Origin of the sequence: Streptomyces sp. ISL-43 (assembly GCF_018614195.1) — a bacterium.
Lineage (GTDB): Bacteria > Actinomycetota > Actinomycetes > Streptomycetales > Streptomycetaceae > Streptomyces.
Genome location: NZ_JAGGOT010000090.1, coordinates 1 through 17,101, shown reverse-complemented (window position 1 = coordinate 17,101; position 17,101 = coordinate 1). Strand labels below are relative to the sequence as shown.

Annotated in this window: 19 protein-coding genes and 1 pseudogene; 6 read left to right on the top strand and 14 right to left on the bottom strand. The window is 68.6% G+C overall.

The window, feature by feature from the left end:
• Positions 1-26: 26 nt before the first annotated feature.
• Positions 27-1,481 carry a hypothetical protein gene (locus J7F03_RS37390; RefSeq protein ID WP_214957524.1) on the bottom strand — a complete coding sequence of 485 codons (1,455 nt, stop codon included), beginning with the start codon at positions 1,479-1,481 and terminating at the stop codon, positions 27-29.
• A 102-nt stretch (positions 1,482-1,583) separates the two neighbouring features.
• Here J7F03_RS37390 and J7F03_RS37385 point away from each other — a divergent pair, with 102 nt between their 5' ends.
• The gene (locus J7F03_RS37385) at positions 1,584-1,781 is read left to right on the top strand and encodes a hypothetical protein (protein ID WP_214957522.1); all 198 of its coding nucleotides are present in this window, start codon (positions 1,584-1,586) and stop codon (positions 1,779-1,781) included.
• Between the two features lie 89 nt (positions 1,782-1,870).
• Here J7F03_RS37385 and J7F03_RS37380 read toward each other — a convergent pair whose 3' ends face one another.
• The 6 genes from J7F03_RS37380 to J7F03_RS37355 all read right to left on the bottom strand — a co-directional run bounded on the left by J7F03_RS37380 (position 1,871) and on the right by J7F03_RS37355 (position 8,624).
• A complete protein-coding gene (locus J7F03_RS37380; protein WP_308380119.1) occupies positions 1,871-2,110 on the bottom strand; it encodes a hypothetical protein in 240 nt (79 codons plus the stop codon).
• Between the two features lie 1,551 nt (positions 2,111-3,661).
• Positions 3,662-3,904, bottom strand: a complete 243-nt coding sequence (locus J7F03_RS37375) for a hypothetical protein (RefSeq protein ID WP_214957520.1) — start codon at positions 3,902-3,904, stop codon at positions 3,662-3,664.
• 25 nt (positions 3,905-3,929) lie between these two features.
• The gene (locus J7F03_RS37370; RefSeq protein ID WP_214957518.1) at positions 3,930-5,228 is read right to left on the bottom strand and encodes an ArsB/NhaD family transporter; all 1,299 of its coding nucleotides are present in this window, start codon (positions 5,226-5,228) and stop codon (positions 3,930-3,932) included.
• Positions 5,229-5,248: 20 nt separating this feature from the next.
• Entirely contained in the window at positions 5,249-5,719 is a 471-nt protein-coding gene (locus J7F03_RS37365; RefSeq protein ID WP_214957517.1) for a CBS domain-containing protein, read from the bottom strand.
• Positions 5,706-6,953, bottom strand: coding sequence for a sodium:proton antiporter (locus J7F03_RS37360; RefSeq protein ID WP_214957516.1), 1,248 nt, complete (start codon positions 6,951-6,953; stop codon positions 5,706-5,708). The genes J7F03_RS37365 and J7F03_RS37360 overlap by 14 nt, the downstream gene beginning before the upstream one ends.
• A 297-nt stretch (positions 6,954-7,250) precedes the next feature.
• On the bottom strand, positions 7,251-8,624 hold the full coding sequence (locus J7F03_RS37355; RefSeq protein WP_214957515.1) for an NAD(P)-binding domain-containing protein: 1,374 nt from the start codon (positions 8,622-8,624) through the stop codon (positions 7,251-7,253).
• Between the two features lie 107 nt (positions 8,625-8,731).
• On the opposite strand from J7F03_RS37355, the gene J7F03_RS37350 reads away from it, so the two are divergent.
• Together J7F03_RS37350 and J7F03_RS37345 are read left to right on the top strand one after the other, a co-directional pair.
• Positions 8,732-9,106 (top strand): helix-turn-helix transcriptional regulator, encoded by a 375-nt coding sequence (locus J7F03_RS37350; protein ID WP_214957514.1) that lies wholly within the window; start codon positions 8,732-8,734, stop codon positions 9,104-9,106.
• A 5-nt stretch (positions 9,107-9,111) separates the two neighbouring features.
• Positions 9,112-9,600, top strand: coding sequence for a GNAT family N-acetyltransferase (locus J7F03_RS37345; protein WP_214957513.1), 489 nt, complete (start codon positions 9,112-9,114; stop codon positions 9,598-9,600).
• A gap of 22 nt (positions 9,601-9,622) precedes the next feature.
• Here J7F03_RS37345 and J7F03_RS37340 read toward each other — a convergent pair whose 3' ends face one another.
• The 5 genes from J7F03_RS37340 to J7F03_RS37320 form a co-directional block, all read right to left on the bottom strand.
• The gene (locus tag J7F03_RS37340; protein ID WP_214957511.1) at positions 9,623-9,901 is read right to left on the bottom strand and encodes a hypothetical protein; all 279 of its coding nucleotides are present in this window, start codon (positions 9,899-9,901) and stop codon (positions 9,623-9,625) included.
• 78 nt (positions 9,902-9,979) lie between these two features.
• Positions 9,980-10,516, bottom strand: a complete 537-nt coding sequence (locus J7F03_RS37335; RefSeq protein WP_214957509.1) for a DinB family protein — start codon at positions 10,514-10,516, stop codon at positions 9,980-9,982.
• Between the two features lie 30 nt (positions 10,517-10,546).
• The gene (locus J7F03_RS37330) at positions 10,547-11,602 is read right to left on the bottom strand and encodes an ArsO family NAD(P)H-dependent flavin-containing monooxygenase (RefSeq protein ID WP_214957507.1); all 1,056 of its coding nucleotides are present in this window, start codon (positions 11,600-11,602) and stop codon (positions 10,547-10,549) included.
• The gene (locus tag J7F03_RS37325) at positions 11,599-12,390 is read right to left on the bottom strand and encodes an MIP/aquaporin family protein (RefSeq protein WP_214957505.1); all 792 of its coding nucleotides are present in this window, start codon (positions 12,388-12,390) and stop codon (positions 11,599-11,601) included. The genes J7F03_RS37330 and J7F03_RS37325 overlap by 4 nt, the downstream gene beginning before the upstream one ends.
• A gap of 40 nt (positions 12,391-12,430) precedes the next feature.
• Entirely contained in the window at positions 12,431-12,745 is a 315-nt protein-coding gene (locus tag J7F03_RS37320; protein WP_214957503.1) for a helix-turn-helix transcriptional regulator, read from the bottom strand.
• Positions 12,746-12,818: 73 nt separating this feature from the next.
• On the opposite strand from J7F03_RS37320, the gene J7F03_RS37315 reads away from it, so the two are divergent.
• Genes J7F03_RS37315 through trxB form a run of 3 tightly spaced genes read left to right on the top strand, consistent with a single transcriptional unit; the run spans position 12,819 to position 14,642 of the window.
• A complete protein-coding gene (locus J7F03_RS37315) occupies positions 12,819-13,193 on the top strand; it encodes a three-helix bundle dimerization domain-containing protein (protein WP_214957502.1) in 375 nt (124 codons plus the stop codon).
• A gap of 48 nt (positions 13,194-13,241) precedes the next feature.
• Positions 13,242-13,661, top strand: coding sequence for an arsenate reductase ArsC (locus J7F03_RS37310; RefSeq protein ID WP_214957501.1), 420 nt, complete (start codon positions 13,242-13,244; stop codon positions 13,659-13,661).
• A gap of 6 nt (positions 13,662-13,667) precedes the next feature.
• On the top strand, positions 13,668-14,642 hold the full coding sequence (gene trxB / locus J7F03_RS37305; RefSeq protein WP_214957500.1) for a thioredoxin-disulfide reductase: 975 nt from the start codon (positions 13,668-13,670) through the stop codon (positions 14,640-14,642).
• Positions 14,643-14,910: 268 nt separating this feature from the next.
• Here trxB and chrA read toward each other — a convergent pair whose 3' ends face one another.
• Both chrA and J7F03_RS37295 read right to left on the bottom strand, forming a co-directional pair.
• The gene (gene chrA, locus J7F03_RS37300) at positions 14,911-16,089 is read right to left on the bottom strand and encodes a chromate efflux transporter (RefSeq protein WP_214957499.1); all 1,179 of its coding nucleotides are present in this window, start codon (positions 16,087-16,089) and stop codon (positions 14,911-14,913) included.
• A 358-nt stretch (positions 16,090-16,447) separates the two neighbouring features.
• Positions 16,448-17,101 (bottom strand): annotated as a pseudogene (locus tag J7F03_RS37295) (SLC13 family permease); the annotation flags it as partial.

Below are 17,101 nucleotides of genomic sequence, written 5' to 3'. Positions count from 1 at the left end.
ACGGGATCACGAGACACTAGGACGTTTCATCGCTTCGTCGGCGTGGGCGATTCATCGGCGGAGGGCTCGTGCTTGGCCATGTCCATAAGTTCCGCGAGGGGTTTCTGCTGCATTGAGCCGCGCACCTGTTGCAGGCCGTACCGATCAATGGCTTTCTTGTTTCGATTAGGGTCCAACAGGTCAAAATCAACCTTCAAGCCAGGCGGCTCCACAACCACATAAATGTACGGCCAGTCCTTTTTGTGCACATACCACAGAGTTATACGCTGACGGCCTCGAATCGCATTGAGGATCTCATTGCTGTTCGAGATATCGGTCTGATATCTGAAGTAGTGCTGATCCTTCTGGTTTGGCTGGTCCGCCTGGTCCGGCCCCCGAGGATCTTTGTCCTTACCTTCCTCTATGAGCTGCCTCAGATTCTTGCCGGAGCGCTCATAGTCGCCAACTATCGTCATCCGGTCCTTCCTGATCGCGTACAGCTCGGCCTCGACCTTGACTTTCTCGTATTCTTTCGACTCATCCGAGTTATTGACCGCGATCTCGGCGATCTCGTCCTCCGAGAATTCCTCACCCGGATTCAATGTCCGCCCCGGCGGCATGATGAACTCACCGTAGTGGATCAGTTCGAAGTGCGGCTTCTTCTTGGCCGGGATCCAGCCGTGGACCCAGTAGATACTGCCGAGGATGTAGAGGGGAATCTGGCCTGCGTTCTTCACCGACAGATGAACCGGCAGATACATCTTCGTCTCCCCCTCGTTCAGACTCGGTTTCCCGAAGGTGGCTGCACTGTTCACGACCGGAGATGTCGCGTAGGGGAGATATATTTGCGTATACGTCACGTTGGGGATGGCAAGGAGGCTGGAGATGGCCACCCCAACCACGATGCGCTTCGGATGGGGAACCGCCTTCCATACCCGGTCGTGGACGAGTGTGATCAGTGCCCACACGGACAGCAAGGTAAAAAATACCCAAAGCGGCACGTACCACGTGTACGTCCCTCTGTCGATCAACTGCATGAGCAGCATGAACGAGCCGACGGCAATAGAGCCCAACGCGCCGATCAAAGCGATCATCCCGGAGTGGGCCACTTTGCGCTTGTGCCAATAGTCGACAGCGGCCAGTGCGGCAACGATTTCCAGCGCGGCGGCAAGAAGGAAGATTATTCCTGTGATGCGTCCGGAGTAGGTAAGGGCGCCGAAGATGTCCCTCACGCCGATCACTGAGAGCATGCTCGCTGTCGCCAAGAGGCCGAGTGCCATCAGACCGCCGACGGTATACCGGTACCACGGGTTGTCCGGCCAGACCGTGCAGTCCCCGCCGATCCAATGGATGTCGTATCCGGATTCCAGGCCGGCGCGGTCTATGAGTCTTCCCAGCTCCTTGATGGAGCGGACATTCCCCGCGTCCTTGCCGTCGACGGTGACGTGCCGCCAGCCGAGGCCATTCGGGCGATCTACGGCCACCACGGATGTGCTTGCCATGACAACAGTCTGCCGCCGTATGCCGGTGAACGCCTCTGGAGTGCGCCCGCACCCGATCGGAGTAGCGTCATGACCCATGACCCGCCCTCACAGGAGGTCCCCATGCATACACGACTTCTCGGCTTCGCCGCCGCCGTCATCCTGGCCGTTCTCGGCTTCATGAGCCCTGCCGCACAAGCCGCCGCGCCCGCTGTCGATGCGCCCACATGTCAAGCCGGCAAGGGCACTGTGGAGTACAACTCCGCAACGGGCCTGTGGACGTGCATCGGCGGCGAACACGACGGCGAGCCCATCGACTGACAGGGGTTGCCCCAGCCCCGACTTCGCTCAGTGCGGTCGGTGCGGCGCCCAGAATGACCGTTGCTGACCGGTCTGGCTAGAGCTACGGATCAGGTGCTGTTGCTGGCGCTCAGCTCAGCCTTCCGCCGGTGTGCGTACTCTTCGAGGTCTTGCTTGATGGCCATGACTTCCTCGACTGGGATGCGGATGGGCCCGCAGTGCTGGGCGTCGCACGAGCGAGGGAAGCTGCCGTCGATGAGCGAGACCCCGCTGAGCACCACCCAACCATCATCGTCGATCTCCGTGCGGAGGACTGGGTGGAAGAAGCAGTCCTCGTAGACGTCCCCCACGCGGATGCCCGCCGGGTTGCGTGGATCTTTGGCCGCGTTTCTGACGGCAACCCTTGACGGCAACACCAACGGACGCCGACAGATCCGTACTGACCGTGGGGGTGCCCCCACCAAAGGGATGGGCGGCCGTTTCCGAGGCCCTGTGCACGGCTGGGCGCACTTACAAAGCAGATGTCGAAGGTCCGGCGCGGAAGGCGACGTCCCCTTGCCGGTATGGACTTCACCGCCTTCCTCAAGAATGCCAGGAAGTTCGCGCCGTTTTGATTCGGCTTGCACTCGCCGAGTACTTCGCCGGTGCGGACATTCAGGGTGGCGAACAGGTTCGTGGTGCCGTCGCGTACGTGGTCGTGGGTGCGCTTCTCGGTGGCGGCGAAGGCCACCGGCGGCACCGGCTGGGTCCGGTCCAGCGCCTGGATCTGCGACCGACCGTCAGCGGACTGCCTGATCTCCTCGTCGACGGTTTCCCGGGTACGCGGAGGAGGAGACGGTGATCACGCGAGAGACGGTCGCCAGAGCGGGCGACAGGGCACAATGGCCGGACAACGGAGCTCCTCGGAAACAGGACGTCTTGGTCGACTACCTGTTCCAACAGGGCTCCGTTACCGCGCTCTCCCCTGTCTCGATGACCCGTCACACCCCTTGCACGGGGCCCGAGAACGTTAACCACCCCGCATTGGAGGAAGCCCCCGATGTACGCAGCTGGCGATGAAGCCGAAGGCCGCCGCGACCGCGGTCGCCACCCTCCACCACGACAACGAGGCACTACGCGCCGAACTCACCGACCGATCCCGCCACGTGGTCGTACCCATCGCCGGCCGGGCTTGAACGCGCTGCTGCCTCGGCCAGGCCTTGCGTGGGCCGGGTGCCGCCCGGCCTCATTGCCTTCGGTGCCGTCCTCACGGCAGCCGGTGCGGCACCTTCGCTGCCGGGGTACCGACGGCAGCCCCGCACGTTGGAGGGTGCCGGATTACGGCATGAACCGGTCAGGTTCTCACCCTCTATCGTGGGCGTTCTCAGCGGAGAGGTCCCGATGTCCCGATGAACGGCAATCCGATCTGGCACCGCCCAGCGGCGTGACCGCGCGGCGGTTCGCGCATACGCGTGGGCCCTCCTGTGCTTCTACGCCCTTGCACCGCTCAACGCGATCCCACGCATGGCCGACGCCCCTACGGCTGTCGTGACCGGCTGCAGTGCCGCAGGCGTCGCCTTCGTCGCAGCAGCCGCGGTCCTGCTTTTCCGCGCTAGCCGCCGCCTGTCCGGAACGGCCCACCGATGAAGACCTTCCTGCACACAAGGATCGTTTCCTGGTACCGGCGAACGTGTCGGAATTCCGGTTCGGCGGCGCTCTGATCCTTCTGGGCGCGCCTATCACGGCGGTGGGAGGTGTCTTCTATGCCGTATCCGGGCCGGGCTTCCCGGAGTTGGTCGTCGGCCTGGCGTTTTTGATCACCGGGCTGGCGATGGCCGGCTCCGAGGCCGGCCGGCCACCGAAGTACGCGGGAGCTGTCCACCTCGGAAACCGTGAACCGGTAGAAACGCCGCGCCGTCCCTTCAAGGCGTGGGTGTGCTGGACGGCGGCGGCCACTGGTAGTCGTAGGCCGGCGGATTCCAGGGTCTGGGGGCGGGCGCGGGTTTGAAGGGGCCGGCCCGGTTGGCCATCAGGAGCATCATCGTCCCGACGAATACCAGACTGACGATGATCAAGGCCAGCCCGATCGGGTTGTTGGGGTTGTAGGTGTAGCGGTTGGTTCCCCACTTGCCGCGTTTGAAGACCGGTTCGTCGTCGTACGGCATGGCTGGCTCCTTCCATCGGACGGTCCTACGCGAGGGCGAAGTAGCGGAGCCAGATGTAGAGGGCTGCGATCGCGGTGGTGACGGCGGTGACGATCAGGCCGTATTTGGTGAACTGCCAGAAGGTGATGGGCTGGCGGTTGCGTTCGGCGATGCCGAGGACGACGACGTTGGCGGAGGCGCCGATGGCGGTGGCGTTGCCGCCGAGGTCCGCGCCGAGCGCGAGGGCCCACCACATGACGTGGTCGCTGTCGCCGCCCATGGACTGGACGAGGTCGCTGGTGATGGGGGCCATGGTGGCGACGTAGGGGATGTTGTCGACGACGCCGGAGAGCACGGTGGAGGCGCCGAGCATCAGCATCGAGCCGCCGAGTTCCCGGCCGCCGATGGCGTTCGCGAGGGCGTCGGACACCACTTTCACGACGCCGGTGTCGATGAGGCCGCCGATCATGATGAACAGGCCGGCGAAGAAGGCCAGGGTGGGCCACTCGACTTCGCCCAGAACGTCACTGGTCTCCACCGATGAGATCGCGACGAGGAGGCCCGCACCGAGGAGGGCCACGATGCTCGGCTCGTAGTGCAGTACGGGGTGCAGGACGAACCCGGCGACGACCAGGGCGAGGACGGCCAGGCCTTGGACGAGCAGGCGCGGGTTCTTGATGGCCTCCTTCTCCTCCAGGGCCATGATCTCGGCGGCGCGGTCCTCGTCGTAGACGAAGGTCTTGCGGAACATCCAGCGGCACAGGCCGACCAGGACGGCCACCAGCACGATGCAGAGCGGTGCGAGGTGAACGAGGAAGTCGTTGAAGGTCAGCCCGGCGCGGCTGGCGATGATGATGTTCGGCGGGTCCCCGACCAGGGTGGAGGCGCCGCCGATATTGGAGGCCAGTACCTCCGCGATCAGGAACGGGGCCGCGGGCAGGTTCAGGCGTTCGCAGACCAGCAGGGTCACCGGTGCGACGAGCAGCACGGTGGTGACGTTGTCGAGTAGGGCCGATGCCGTAGCGGTGATGACGATGAGCATGACCATGACCCGGAAGGGGCGGGCCTTGGCCTTCTTGACCGACCAGATGGCCAGGTATTCGAACATGCCGGTCTTCTTCAGTACGCCGACGATCATCATCATGCCCAGGAGTAGGAAGATGACGTTCCAGTCGATGCCGGAGTCCTCGGAGTAGAACGCCGAGACGTCGTCGGTGGCCCCGATCGCGAGCATCAGGCCGGCGCCGCCGAGGGCGGCGGCGACCCGGTGGATCTTCTCGCTGATGATCAGGGCGTAGGTGCCGATGAAGACGGCGATCGCCGCCCAGCTGTGCCAGTCGCTCACGGGTCTCCAGTCGGAAGGGGTCAGGGTGTCGGCGGGGTGACGTCGAGGAGCCGGTCGAGGAGGTGGGCGGCGGTGATCACCCCGAGCAGGCGGGCGCCGCCCGGGTTCTGTTCGACGACGGCGACCAGGGGGCTTCGCTGTTGCGCCATGAGTGCCGCCACCTCCAGTGCGGTGTCGTCGGGGCTCGCGATCGGGGGCGGCGTGGCCTTGCTGGAGAGGCAGTCGCCGACCGTCCGGCCGCGCAGGGCCGCGCACAGCCGGTCGGCGTGCTTCTCGTCGATGACCGCGGCGAGGGTGGGGTCCTCCAGGACGTACTCCGGTACCAGCATCTTGATCATCTGGGAGGCGGGCAGGATCGCCCTCGGGACGCCGCGGCCGTCCAGGACCAGCAGCCCGGGCAGACGGTGTTCGGCCATCAGGCGGGCCGCCGCGAGGGCGTCGGTTTCGGTGGTGACGGTCTCGTACTGGATGGCCAGGTCACGTGCGCGCATGGACGGTTCCGTTCGCCTCGGGGGTGGTGTGGTGCACAGCCTGGTCCGCGTCCGGGATGCCGACCAGCTCATTGACGCGGAACATACGAGCCACCGGAACGTCGGTGCTGCTGTGCGCGATGATCGAGAACGCGATACAGACAGCGATCAGCGTGTAGGCCTGTTCGGCCTGCGGGATCCCGGACTGGAGCACCAGCAACCCGTATACCACCGAGGCGAATCCTTTCGGGCCGAACCAGGCCGCGGCCAGCTTCTCCCGGCGGTCGAAATGCGTCCCGATGAGCGACAGCAGCAGCGACGCCGGCCGGATCAGCACGATCGCCAGCACCACCGCCACATACCCGCCCCACGGCAGGTCTCCGAACAGCTGCGGGGTGAGCAGTGCTCCGAAAACGAGCAGGGCCGCGAACTTGGCCAGCTCGGCGAGGGATTCCCCGAGCGGCTCGAACGCGAGCTTGGACTCGGGCGATACGGAGGCCAGGACCGCGCCGGCGGAGAACGCGGCGAGGTACGGGTTGGCGTGGGTGAGGTGGCAGGCCGCGTACAGGATCACACCGGTCGCCAGCGGCAGCAGCGGCTGCAGCTTCGGCTCCGCGCCCAGCAGGCGAAACCGTACGAGGCCGCTCACCAGCAGCGGCAGCACCACACCGAACACCAGCCCGAGAGCCAGCTCCAAGACGATCTTCGCCCCTGAGGCTTCGGCCGAGCCAGCGGCGGGACCGGCCGCAGCGATCAGCAGCAGGACCACGGGCAGGGCCAGGCCGTCGTTGATGCCGCTCTCCACGTTCAGCAGCTGCCGCAGACGGGCCGGGACCTCCTTGCGGCCCACGATCGCCGAGGCGAACACCGGGTCGGTCGGCGCGAGGACCGCGCCGACCAGGAAGGAGGTCGTCCAGTCCAGGCCCACCAGGTAGTGGGTGACCAGCGCCATGAACACGAACGCGAGCGGCATGCCCAGGCCCAGGGCGCGGGCCGGGTTCTTCCAGGCGCTGCGCAGGGCGGGGAAGGAGACGTGCATGCCGTCGGTGAACAGCACCGCGAACAGGGCGAGATCAGCGGTGACAGCGACGATGCCGCTGTCGGGGGTGATGTGGATCAGCCCGAGCAACCCGTCACTGACCAACGCCCCGCCGACGAGGAAGAGAAAGGAGGTCGACAGGACCGTCCGGGCGGCCAGCCCGGACAGCAACACCGCCACCAGCAGCGCCACTCCGAATACCGCGACAAGCACCATGGCGAACGCCCCCTGATCGAAAAAGAGACTTGTCCCTTGTTCGCCGACCAGGCTTCCCGGCACACCGCAACCGACCTTATACGTTCTTGACGTGTCATTGACAGGACGTTGATGCCCGCATTCGCGGCCTGCTCACTGCCGGACTCCGGCAAATGGATCCCCCGTCAGAGCCGGGAAGGGCCGCAGACGACGCCCCAACTGGTGATCTGCGTCGCGCACAGGGCGGGAAGCACCGCGCGGCCGCGACCGGTCCCCCGATCCGGTCGCGGCCGCTCTGCTGGCTTCGCGGCATGGCGGTCAGCAGCCACCCGCCGAAGCCGGGGCGGCGACGCCGATCTGCAGTGTGGTCGCGGCGGGAGTCGCGCAGCAGCCGCCACCCGTCTCCTCGGCGGCCTCGGGCTGGTCGAAGAGGCCGACGCCGCCGCAGACGCCGGTTTCGGGGAGGGTGAGTTCGACGCGTTCGGCGGCTTCGTGGTCGCCGGCGAGGGCTGCGGCGATGGAGCGGACCTGCTCGTAGCCGGTCATGGCGAGGAAGGTCGGGGCCCGGCCGTAGGACTTCATCCCGACCAGGTAGACGCCCTTCTCCGGGTGCGAAAGCTCGTTCACGCCGTGCGGGTAGACGGTTCCGCAGGAGTGCTGGTTGGGGTCGATCAGCGGGGCCAGCTCGGTGGGTGCCTGCAGGCGCTCGTCGAGGCCGAGGCGGAGCTCGGAGAGGAAGGCCAGGTCGGGGCGGAAGCCGGTCAGGCCGATGACCTCGTCGACCGGGTCGAGCCGGTGGCCGTCGTCGCCGACGAGGACCAGGCGGCCGTCGGCGTCCTGCTCGACTCCCTGGGTGCGGAAGCCGGTGACCGCGTCCGCGTAGCCGTTGTCGACGGCGGCCTTGGCGGCGAGGCCGAGGGCGCCGCGGGCGGGGAGCTGGTCCGCGGTTCCGCCGCCGAAGGTGGATCCGCTGATGCCGCGCCGCAGGATCCACACGGCGTGGGTGCCGGGCTCGTCCTTGGCGAGGTCGGCCAGGTAGGCGAGGGCTGTGAACGCGGAGGCGCCGGAGCCGATGACGGCAGTGCGCTTGCCCTCGTACCGGGCACGCTGGGCCGGGTCCTTGAGGTCGGGCACGCGGTACGAGATGCGGTCTGACGCCGTCCGCTCGCCGAGGGCGGGGAGGCCGTCGCCGCCGATGGGGCTCGGGGTCGACCAGGTGCCGGAGGCGTCGATGACTGCGGCGGCGAAGATCCGCTCCTCGCGGCCGTCGGGGGTGGTGAGGTGGACGGTGAAGGGCTGGGCGTCGCGGTCGGCGTCCACGACGCGGTCTCGGCCGGCCCGGGAGACGCCGGTGACCGTCGCGTTGTAGCGGATCTGCTCGCCCAGTACGTCGGCCAGGGGCTGCAGGTACTGCTCCGCCCAGTCGCCGCCGGTCGGGTACGTGGCGCCGTCGGGCTTGACCCAGCCGGTCGGGGCGAGGAGCTTCTCCGCGGCCGGGTCGGTGACCTCGGCCCAGGTGGAGAACAGCCGTACGTGGGACCAGTCGCGGGTCGCGGTGCCCGCGCTCGGGCCGGCCTCCAGGACCAGGGGCGTCAGGCCGCGTTCGACGAGGTGGGCGGCGGCGGCCAGGCCGACGGGGCCGGCGCCGATGACCACGGTCGGCAAGGTGGCGGGGGTGGTGTTGTCGCTCATCCTGGGCTCCATTGGCAGGCTTCCGTCGATCTTCTGATTCGACGTTTGTCGATATGGCCGACACCTGGAGCTTGCACCACAGCATCGACCGATGTCAATATCGACACATGTCGAATCCGAGTGTGGTCGAGCTGCCGGTCCTCAGCGAGCCGGCCGCGCCGTGCTGCCCGCCGCTGAACGAACGCCCGCTGAGCGCGGAGGAGGCGGAGCGGACGTCGAAGATGTTCAAGGCGCTGGGTGACCCGGTGCGGCTGCGGCTGTTCTCCCTCGTCGCCTCCCACGCGGGTGGCGAGGCCTGCGTGTGCGACATCTCCGACGTCGGCGTCTCGCAGCCGACCGTCTCCCACCACCTGAAGAAGCTCAAGGACGCAGGCCTGCTGTCCTCCGAGCGGCGCGGGACCTGGGTGTACTACCGGGTCGAGCCTGCCGTCCTGGCAGCAATGGGCGCCCTGCTGACCACCGCCGCGACGAAGGCGGCCTGACGGAGATGCGCATCGCTCCGCTGCTCCCGGAACACGCGGACGAGGTCCTGGCGATCTACCAGGCCGGGATCGACGAGGGCAACGCCACCTTCGAGACCACCGCACCGGCGTGGACGGCCTTCGACGCCGCCAAGCTGCCCGAGCACCGCTTCACCGCCCTCGGCGAGGACGGCAAGGTGCTGGGCTGGGTCGCCGCCAGCCGGGTCTCCGACCGGTGCGCGTACGTCGGCGTAGTGGAGCATTCCGTCTACGTCCACCCGGGCGCTCGCGGGAGGGGTGTCGCCCGAGCGCTGCTGGATGAACTGATCGCGTCCACGGAGGCGGCGAGGATCTGGACGATCCAGTCCGGCATCTTCCCCGAGAACGGCGCGAGCCTCGCCCTCCACCAGCGCGCCGGCTTCCGGATCATCGGCACCCGCGAGCGCGTCGGTCGCCACCACGGCGCCTGGCGCGACGTCGTCCTGCTTGAGCGCCGGAGCCCGGCCATAGCCTGACGAGGGCGGCTCGTGGCGGGAGTCAGTAGGGGCGCGGCGACATGACATGCGGCTCGGCGCCGGTCGCTTCCAAGAAGCAGCGGGGGACACCGGGGCCGGGTGTCGCGCGTACCGCGACCTGCGTCGGCGGTTCCGTCGGCAGCTCGACGTGCACGGTGACGGCGTGATCGCCATGCGTGGTGGCGTACCCGGTCTCTTTGCCGTCGACGAGGACTTCCACCTCGACGGTACGGCCGGTCTGGACCATGACGCTGACCGAGTGCCCCACGTGGTCGATGTGGAAGTGATGACGTCGTCTCATGAGGTCGCCTCCGGCCATGGGCCTGCATCGCCGCTCCCGCATCCAGCGTAGTCACGTGGCCCTTGATCGGCCCGCCGCTCAGCCCTGGCTGGTGAGGGTGAGCTGTTCGCGGTGGAAGTCGAAGTGCCTGGCCGGGTAGCGGTAAATGTCCGCCACGGTCATGAAGTCCTTGAAGAAGGGATCCCAGCGGACGGGGTAGTGCATGCCGCGCGCGAGGTCTGCTTCGGACTCGGCATCCAGGCGGCGGTGCAGGGTCTCGATGACACGATCGAACTTCACACCCATCCGACGTCGCCCGTAGACCTTGACCGCCCCGAGCGGCCCGAGGTAATTGATGACATCGAACAGCCTGGTCGCCGCGTTCAACAGCGCGGCGAAGGCCCGGCTGATCCCACGGGGAAGGCGACCGAACAAGCGCACCAAAAGCAGGAGCGCCAGGACGACCATGTAGCCGAAGATCATGTGGAACAGCAGCTGCTCGTTGTTCCAGCGCGTTCCGCGCGTGGGCCTGGCGAGGTCGGTTTCGCTGGCTCCGTCGAGCAGGTGGTGGAACGTCGTCCGGGCCCGCTCCAGCTCGTCATGGACAGCCCGCCGGTCCAACAGCTCGTCCGCCATCAATCCACCGGTTTCTCGCTGACGCCGCCTTCAACATAGCGAGTCGGCGATCTCTCGGGCCGCGTCGCGCGCCGGGCGGCCCACTCCGATGAGGGTGGCGGAGGCGGGGCCGGTCCAGTCGCCGTAGCCGATCAGGTGCAGGCGGGGCTCGTCCACGGCCCGGGTGCCTGCGGTCGGGATGTGGCCGCGTACTCCCCTGAGCCCGAGGGGGGCGAGGTGGGAGAGGGCCGGGCGGAAGCCGGTGCACCAGATGACCGCGTCGGCTTCGACGCGGCTGCCGTCGGCCCACTCGACGCCGTCAGGGGTGAGACGGGTGAACATCGGCTGGGCCTTGAGGAGGCCGGCGTCGCGGGCTTCGCGCACGGGTGGCACGGCGACGATGTCCCCGAGGGAGGCCACGCCGCCGGTGTCCGCGCGACCCGCGTCGAGAGCCTGGCGGCGGGCGGTGGCCGCGTCGAAGAGGGCGCGGCCGTCGATGTCGTCGGGGAGGAAGCGGGCCTCACGCTGGGTGACCCAGGTCAGGTCGACGGTGTGGGCGAGGTCGGCGGCAATCTGGGCGCCGGAGTTTCCGCCTCCGACCACGATCACGCGCCGGCCCGCGAACTCACGGGGGCTGCGGTAGTTCGCGGTGTGCAGCTGGATACCGGTGAAGTCGGCCCGGCCGGAAATCGCGGGGATGAAGGGGCGCCACCAAGTGCCGGTGGCGCTGATGACCGCGCGGGCCCGCCAGGTGCCCGAGTCGGTCTCCACCCGCAGGTGCGCACCGTCGCGGTGGACGCCCTCGACCCGGGCACCGCGCTGGACCGGGAGTTCGTACCGCTTCTCGTAGTCGGCGAGGTACGAGACGACGTGCTCGGCGTCGGGGTAGACCTCGCCCTCCTGCGGGGGCATGAGCCGCCCGGGCAGGGAGGAGTACGCCGCCGGGGAGAACAGGTGCAGGGAGTCCCAGGCATGCTGCCAGGCTCCGCCGGGCGCCGTCTGGGCGTCGAGGATGACGAACTCGATGCCCAGGCGGCGCAGGTGGTAGCCGGCGGCGAGCCCGGACTGCCCGCCGCCGATCACCACCACGTCCGTGCGCTGCGTCATGCGGCGGGCGTCTCCGAGTCGGTCTTGCCGCGCATGAAGATGACCGCGACCAGCGCCAGGCCCACGACCGCGCCCAGCAGCTGCACCCCGACGAATGCCGGGACCGAGGCGGGGGCGATGCCCGCGAAGGTGTCGCTGAAGGCGCGACCGATCGTCACAGCCGGGTTGGCGAAGGAGGTGGAGGAGGTGAACCAGTACGCGGCGCCGATGTACGAGGCCACCGCGACGGGCGCAAAGCGAAGCCGGTCGGTGCGCGCCAGCCCGAAGATCAACAGGATCAAACCGGCGGTGGCGACGACCTCACCGAGGAGGAGGTTCCCGGCGGATCGGTCGTGGGTGGACCACTTGACCAGCGGTTCGCCGAACATCGCGTCCGCCAGGATCGCGCCCGCGATGGCGCCGACGATCTGCGACGGAACGTAGACGGCCAGCTCCCGGACCGTGACGCCGGCGCCGCCGCGGCGGGCCGTCCACCACTCGGCCAGCGTGACGGCCGGGTTGAAGTGGGCGCCGGAGACCGGGCCGAGAAGCGCGATCAGGACGCCGAGCCCGAAGACGGTGGCGGTGGAGTTGGCCAGCAGCTGGAGGGCCACGTCGTCGGTGAGCTTGGTGGCCTGGATTCCGGAGCCGACCACGACCGCGACCAGGGCCGCGGTGCCGACCAACTCGGCGGCGGCGCGGGCGATCAGAGGCGTACGCGGCGGGGTGGCGCCGGGTGCGGGCTGGGGCACCTCGGCGGCTATGACAATCTCCGCTGCGGGGGCGGCGACGGGCTCGGTGGCGGTCAAGACGGGTTCTCCTCGGGCAGGTGAGGCAAAGCGGGGAAAGCTATGGGCAAGACCGCTTGAGGTTCGCTTCGGCGGTGGCGCGCGCGGTCTGGGCGAGGTCGGCGAATTGACCGGCAAGCTGTGCGATGACTTCCGGGCGCAGCCGGTAGTAGATGAACCTCCCGCATGGCTCGGTCTCCACGACCCCAGCTTCCCGAAGCACCTTCAGGTGGTTGGAGAGGTTGGTCTGCTTCGCACCCGTCTCCTCCACGAGGTGGGTGGTGCAGAGCGTCTCCTGGGCAAGGAGGGTCACGATCCGGAGCCTGAGCGGGTCGGCCAGAACCCGGATCAGATCAGTGTCGACTGACGTCATCATGTGCTGATACTGTCACATCACCGGGCCCTGATACCAGCCCCGGCTGACCTCTTGGAGCCCGTGGAGGGTTCTCATGTCCTCGCCCCCTACCCCCGCCGCCGTACCCGATCAGCGGCTCTTCGCCACAGTGGGCCGCCTCGCGGCACGCCACGAGGGCAGGTTCTCCCCGGAGACGGTGCAGCGGCTGCTGGCCGACTCCTACACGCGCCTGGCCGCCACCGCGCACGTCCGCACCCACCTGGTCGTGCTCGCGGAGCGCCTGGCCACGGAACGACTGGACGCGCTCGCGAAGACACAGAGCCCGCCGGACGGCGGCCGGCCGCGGGTGCTGTTCGTGTGCCTGGACTGGCCGGTCGCGGACCCCGACGGTGCGCCGATCGCGGTCGTCCGTGCGATCCGCGACGAGATCGACGCGCACATCACCGCGCTGCTGGCCGACCTCTCCTGATCCACCGCTTCGTCCCCTGTAGTTGAACGATCCCCTTAAGGAAGAACGATGTCCTCCACTCCTGCCGCCTCCGTCCTGTTCGTCTGCGTCCACAACGCCGGCCGTTCGCAGATGGCGGCTGGTTTCCTGCGCCACCTCGCGGGCGACCGCGTAGAGGTCCGCTCCGCCGGCTCCGTCCCCGGCGACAAGGTCAACCCCTCCGCCGTCGCCGCGATGGCCGAACTGGGCATCGACATCTCCGACCAGAAGCCCAAGGTCCTCACCCCCGAGGCCGCCCAGGCATCCGACTACATCATCACCATGGGCTGCGGCGACGCCTGCCCGTACTTCCCCGGCAAGACCTACCTCGACTGGCAGCTCGAAGACCCGGCCGGCCAGGGCGTCGAGGCCGTCCGCCCCATCCGCGACGAGATCAAGGGCCTGATCGAGGGCCTGATCGCCGAGATCGACGCGAAGCAGGAGGCGTAACCCGCGATGACGCAGACCGACGACGTGCGCAACGTCATCGTCATAGGCTCCGGCCCCGCCGGATACACCGCCGCCCTCTACGCAGCCCGCGCCCAGCTGAAGCCGCTGCTGTTCGGCAGCTCCATCTTCGTCGGCGGATCTCTGACCACGACCACCGAGGTCGAGAACTTCCCCGGCTTTCCCGACGGCGTAGACGGCCCGGACCTCATGGACAACATGCGGGCCCAGGCCGAGCGGTTCGGTGCCGAGATGATCGACGACGACATCGTCTCCGTGAATCTCACCGGCGGCATCAAGGAAGTCACCGACTCCGCCGGGACCGTGCACCGAGCGAAGTCCGTGATCATCGCGACCGGCTCCGGATACCGCAAGCTCGGACTGCCGGGCGAGGAGGAGCTCTCCGGCCGCGGCGTCTCGTGGTGTGCGACGTGCGACGGATTCTTCTTCCGCGACCGAGACATCGTCGTGGTCGGCGGCGGCGACACCGCCATGGAGGAAGCGACCTTCCTCACCCGCTTCGCCCGCTCCGTCACCGTCGTACACCGCCGCAGCACGCTGCGGGCGTCGAAGGTCATGCAGGACCGGGCCTTCTCCGACGACAAGATCGCCTTCGCCTTCGACAGTGAAATCGCCGAGATCAAGGAGAGCGACACCAAGCTCTCCGGCGTCGTCCTGCGCGACACCTTCACCGGCAAGACCCGCACCCTCGATGTCACCGGCCTGTTCATCGCCATAGGTCACGATCCGCGCACCGAACTCTTCACCGGCCAGCTCGACCTGGACGACGAGGGTTACATCAAGGTCCAGGCCCCTTCGACCCGCACGAGCGTCTCCGGCGTCTTCGCCGCCGGAGACGTCGTCGACCACATCTACCGCCAGGCCATCACCGCGGCCGGTACCGGCTGCGCCGCTGCCCTGGACGCCGAGCGGTACCTCGCAGCCCAGCGCAGCCAGGACCAGCTGGTCACTGCGGCTCTCTGACTCCCGAACGGGCTGGGGCCGTGTCCACGGACCCCAGCCCGCCGGTCTCTTGCCGACGCCCGTCCGCATCCCGCGTCGGAACGTGCACGCTGCCTCCGCCCAGACGCCCAACTTCAAGGCTCATCACCCTGGTTGAGCAGGACGGAGCTCTGGCATGGACAGCTGCTGGGCGACGGCGTGCGGGTTGTCCGCAGCCACCGTGCCGTTCAGCGGTGAATCCGTGTCGGCGCAATCCCTGCTGGCCTACGGGCCAGGAGACAGCACGGTGTCAGCCGGTCGGCCAGCCCGTCAGGGCTGCGGCGATGCCGAGGGCTGCGGCGACGAGGAGGGCGCTGACGACTCCGCGGCGGGCGGCGAGGAGCCATAGTGCGGCGGCCGCGAGTACTGCGTACTGCCACGCGTGGTGCAGGGCCAGGGCGAGGGGGATCGCGGAGCCCATGATGGCGCCGATGACGGCGGGTCCGGCGCCGGTGAAGAAGGCCTGCACGCCGGGGTTGGCTCGTAGCCGGTCAAAGCGGGGGCCGCCGCAGATGACGAGGAGGAAGGAAGGGGCGAAGGCCACGGTGGCGGCCAAGAGTCCGCCGGGGATGCCGGCTGCCGCGTAGCCGACCACGGCGACCGTCTGTACGACGGGGCCGGGGGTGATCTGCCCGAGGGCGACGGCGTTGAGGAACTGCCCGTCGCTCATCCAGTGGTAGTGGTGGACGGCGTCAGCCTGCATGAGGGGGATGATGACGAACCCGCCCCCGTAGGAGAGGGCGCCTACCTTGAACGCCACCCAGGCCAGCGCGAGCAGACCGCCTGCCGCCGGTGCCGCGAGGGCGAGGGGCAGCGGCCACGCGGCTGGCCGGGAGGCCGAACGGGCGGGTCGCACGCGTACGGCGACCTCGATGGCTCCCGCGGTGATGAGGACGAGGACCATCCACGGGCCTATGAGGGCTGCGGCCGCGCCGCCGGCGAGGGCGTAGCCGATCCATCGGGTACGGGCGGCGCGCTGTTGCCCGGCTCTCTTCCAGCTGGCCGGGATGAGGGCGGTGGCGGCCTGGACGGCGACTGCCGCGACCGCCGCACCGGCGCCTGCTGCTGCGCCCTGTACCCACAGCGGAGGGTTGCCGGTGAGGAAGAGGACGGCCAGCGCCAGGATCAGGACCAGGCCGGGCACGATGAAGCACAGGCCGCCGATCAGCGCGCCGGGTATCCCGCGCAGCCGCCACGCCGTGAAGATCGCCAGCTGGGTGGAGGCGGGACCGGGCAGCAGGTTCGTGGCCGCGATGCCGTCCTCGAACTCGGCTGCCGTGATCCACTTGCGGCGTTCCACACAGAGCTTGCGCAGCAGCGCGATGTGCGTAGGAGGGCCACCGAAGCCGATGGTGCCGATCCGGCCCCATTCACGGGCGATCGTCCACAAGCCCACCTGCTGTCCCACGGACTCGTCCGCCCCGCTCACGCATCCCTCTTTCGTCTCGCCGGACTGATTCCGGCCGGCGTGACCCTACCCGTAGAGCATGAACGGGACGTGACTGATCAGCGGGTAGGACGAGTAAGACAGCTCCCGCGGGTCAGTAGGGGCGCGGCGACATGACCTGGGGCTCGGTGCCGGGCGCTTGGAAGAGGCAGCGCGGTACGACGTGCACGGTGGCGGGGCGATCGTCCTGCGTGGTGGCGTGCCCGGTCTCCTTGCCGTCGACGAGGACCTCCACCACGACGGGGTGCCCCGTCTGGACGGTGGGCGCTGACCGAGTGCCCCGCATGGCGATGTGGAAGTGATGGCGTCGTCTCATGGGTCGCCTCCCGCCGGAGCCCTGCCCGATGTTCACGCCGAGGAGTACGGCTAGGACGGCGCCGGGGCCGGATGGTGCGGCCAGCGGGACCAGGGCAAGTACGGCGGGCAGGTTGTTGATCAGATTGGCGAGGACCGCGGCCACCGCTGCGATGCCGAGCAGGGCGGGCAGAGAGGCACCGTCGGGCAGGACCTGGCCGAGGGCGTGGCCGAGGCCGTTGTCGACGACCGCGCGGACCACGATGCCCAGGGCCAGTACGAAGGCCAGGAACGGCACCGAGGCGGAACGGATGATGGCGACCGGTGTGGTGTGTCGGCGGGCGAGCGCCCGTACGGCCATCACCAGCGCCCGGCCGCCGCGGCCCAGGCCGGGGCGACGCCGACGGCGGAAGCCACCGCGAACCCGGCGAGCGTGGCGGCCACGGTCACCAGGGCGAACAGCGGCATCTCCGGCGGCTCGGCGGTCTCGGTCTCCGCGGTCGGCGCGTTCAGGTCGGCGGCGAAGAAGCGGCGGAAGACGGCGTACTCGACGGCGATCGCGGCCAGCCAGGGCAGCGTCATCAGCAGCGCGAAGCGGGTGAAGGTGAGCCCGCTGGCGGTGAAGGCCAGCAGGTTCGTCAGGTTCGACACGGGCAGGAGCAGGGACGCCGAGTTGGAGAGGTGACTCCTCCCCGCCATA

What these genes read in the sequence shown, in the direction of transcription:
- J7F03_RS37390 (WP_214957524.1), bottom strand. Translation starts at nt 1,481, where the DNA reads ATGGCAAGCACATCCGTGGTGGCCGTAGATCGCCCGAATGGCCTCGGC.
- J7F03_RS37385 (WP_214957522.1), top strand. Translation starts at nt 1,584, where the DNA reads ATGCATACACGACTTCTCGGCTTCGCCGCCGCCGTCATCCTGGCCGTT.
- J7F03_RS37375 (WP_214957520.1), bottom strand. Translation starts at nt 3,904, where the DNA reads ATGCCGTACGACGACGAACCGGTCTTCAAACGCGGCAAGTGGGGAACC.
- J7F03_RS37365 (WP_214957517.1), bottom strand. Translation starts at nt 5,719, where the DNA reads ATGCGCGCACGTGACCTGGCCATCCAGTACGAGACCGTCACCACCGAA.
- J7F03_RS37360 (WP_214957516.1), bottom strand. Translation starts at nt 6,953, where the DNA reads ATGGTGCTTGTCGCGGTATTCGGAGTGGCGCTGCTGGTGGCGGTGTTG.
- J7F03_RS37355 (WP_214957515.1), bottom strand. Translation starts at nt 8,624, where the DNA reads ATGAGCGACAACACCACCCCCGCCACCTTGCCGACCGTGGTCATCGGC.
- J7F03_RS37350 (WP_214957514.1), top strand. Translation starts at nt 8,732, where the DNA reads ATGTCGAATCCGAGTGTGGTCGAGCTGCCGGTCCTCAGCGAGCCGGCC.
- J7F03_RS37345 (WP_214957513.1), top strand. Translation starts at nt 9,112, where the DNA reads ATGCGCATCGCTCCGCTGCTCCCGGAACACGCGGACGAGGTCCTGGCG.
- J7F03_RS37340 (WP_214957511.1), bottom strand. Translation starts at nt 9,901, where the DNA reads ATGAGACGACGTCATCACTTCCACATCGACCACGTGGGGCACTCGGTC.
- J7F03_RS37335 (WP_214957509.1), bottom strand. Translation starts at nt 10,516, where the DNA reads ATGGCGGACGAGCTGTTGGACCGGCGGGCTGTCCATGACGAGCTGGAG.
- J7F03_RS37330 (WP_214957507.1), bottom strand. Translation starts at nt 11,602, where the DNA reads ATGACGCAGCGCACGGACGTGGTGGTGATCGGCGGCGGGCAGTCCGGG.
- J7F03_RS37320 (WP_214957503.1), bottom strand. Translation starts at nt 12,745, where the DNA reads ATGATGACGTCAGTCGACACTGATCTGATCCGGGTTCTGGCCGACCCG.
- J7F03_RS37315 (WP_214957502.1), top strand. Translation starts at nt 12,819, where the DNA reads ATGTCCTCGCCCCCTACCCCCGCCGCCGTACCCGATCAGCGGCTCTTC.
- J7F03_RS37310 (WP_214957501.1), top strand. Translation starts at nt 13,242, where the DNA reads ATGTCCTCCACTCCTGCCGCCTCCGTCCTGTTCGTCTGCGTCCACAAC.
- trxB (WP_214957500.1), top strand. Translation starts at nt 13,668, where the DNA reads ATGACGCAGACCGACGACGTGCGCAACGTCATCGTCATAGGCTCCGGC.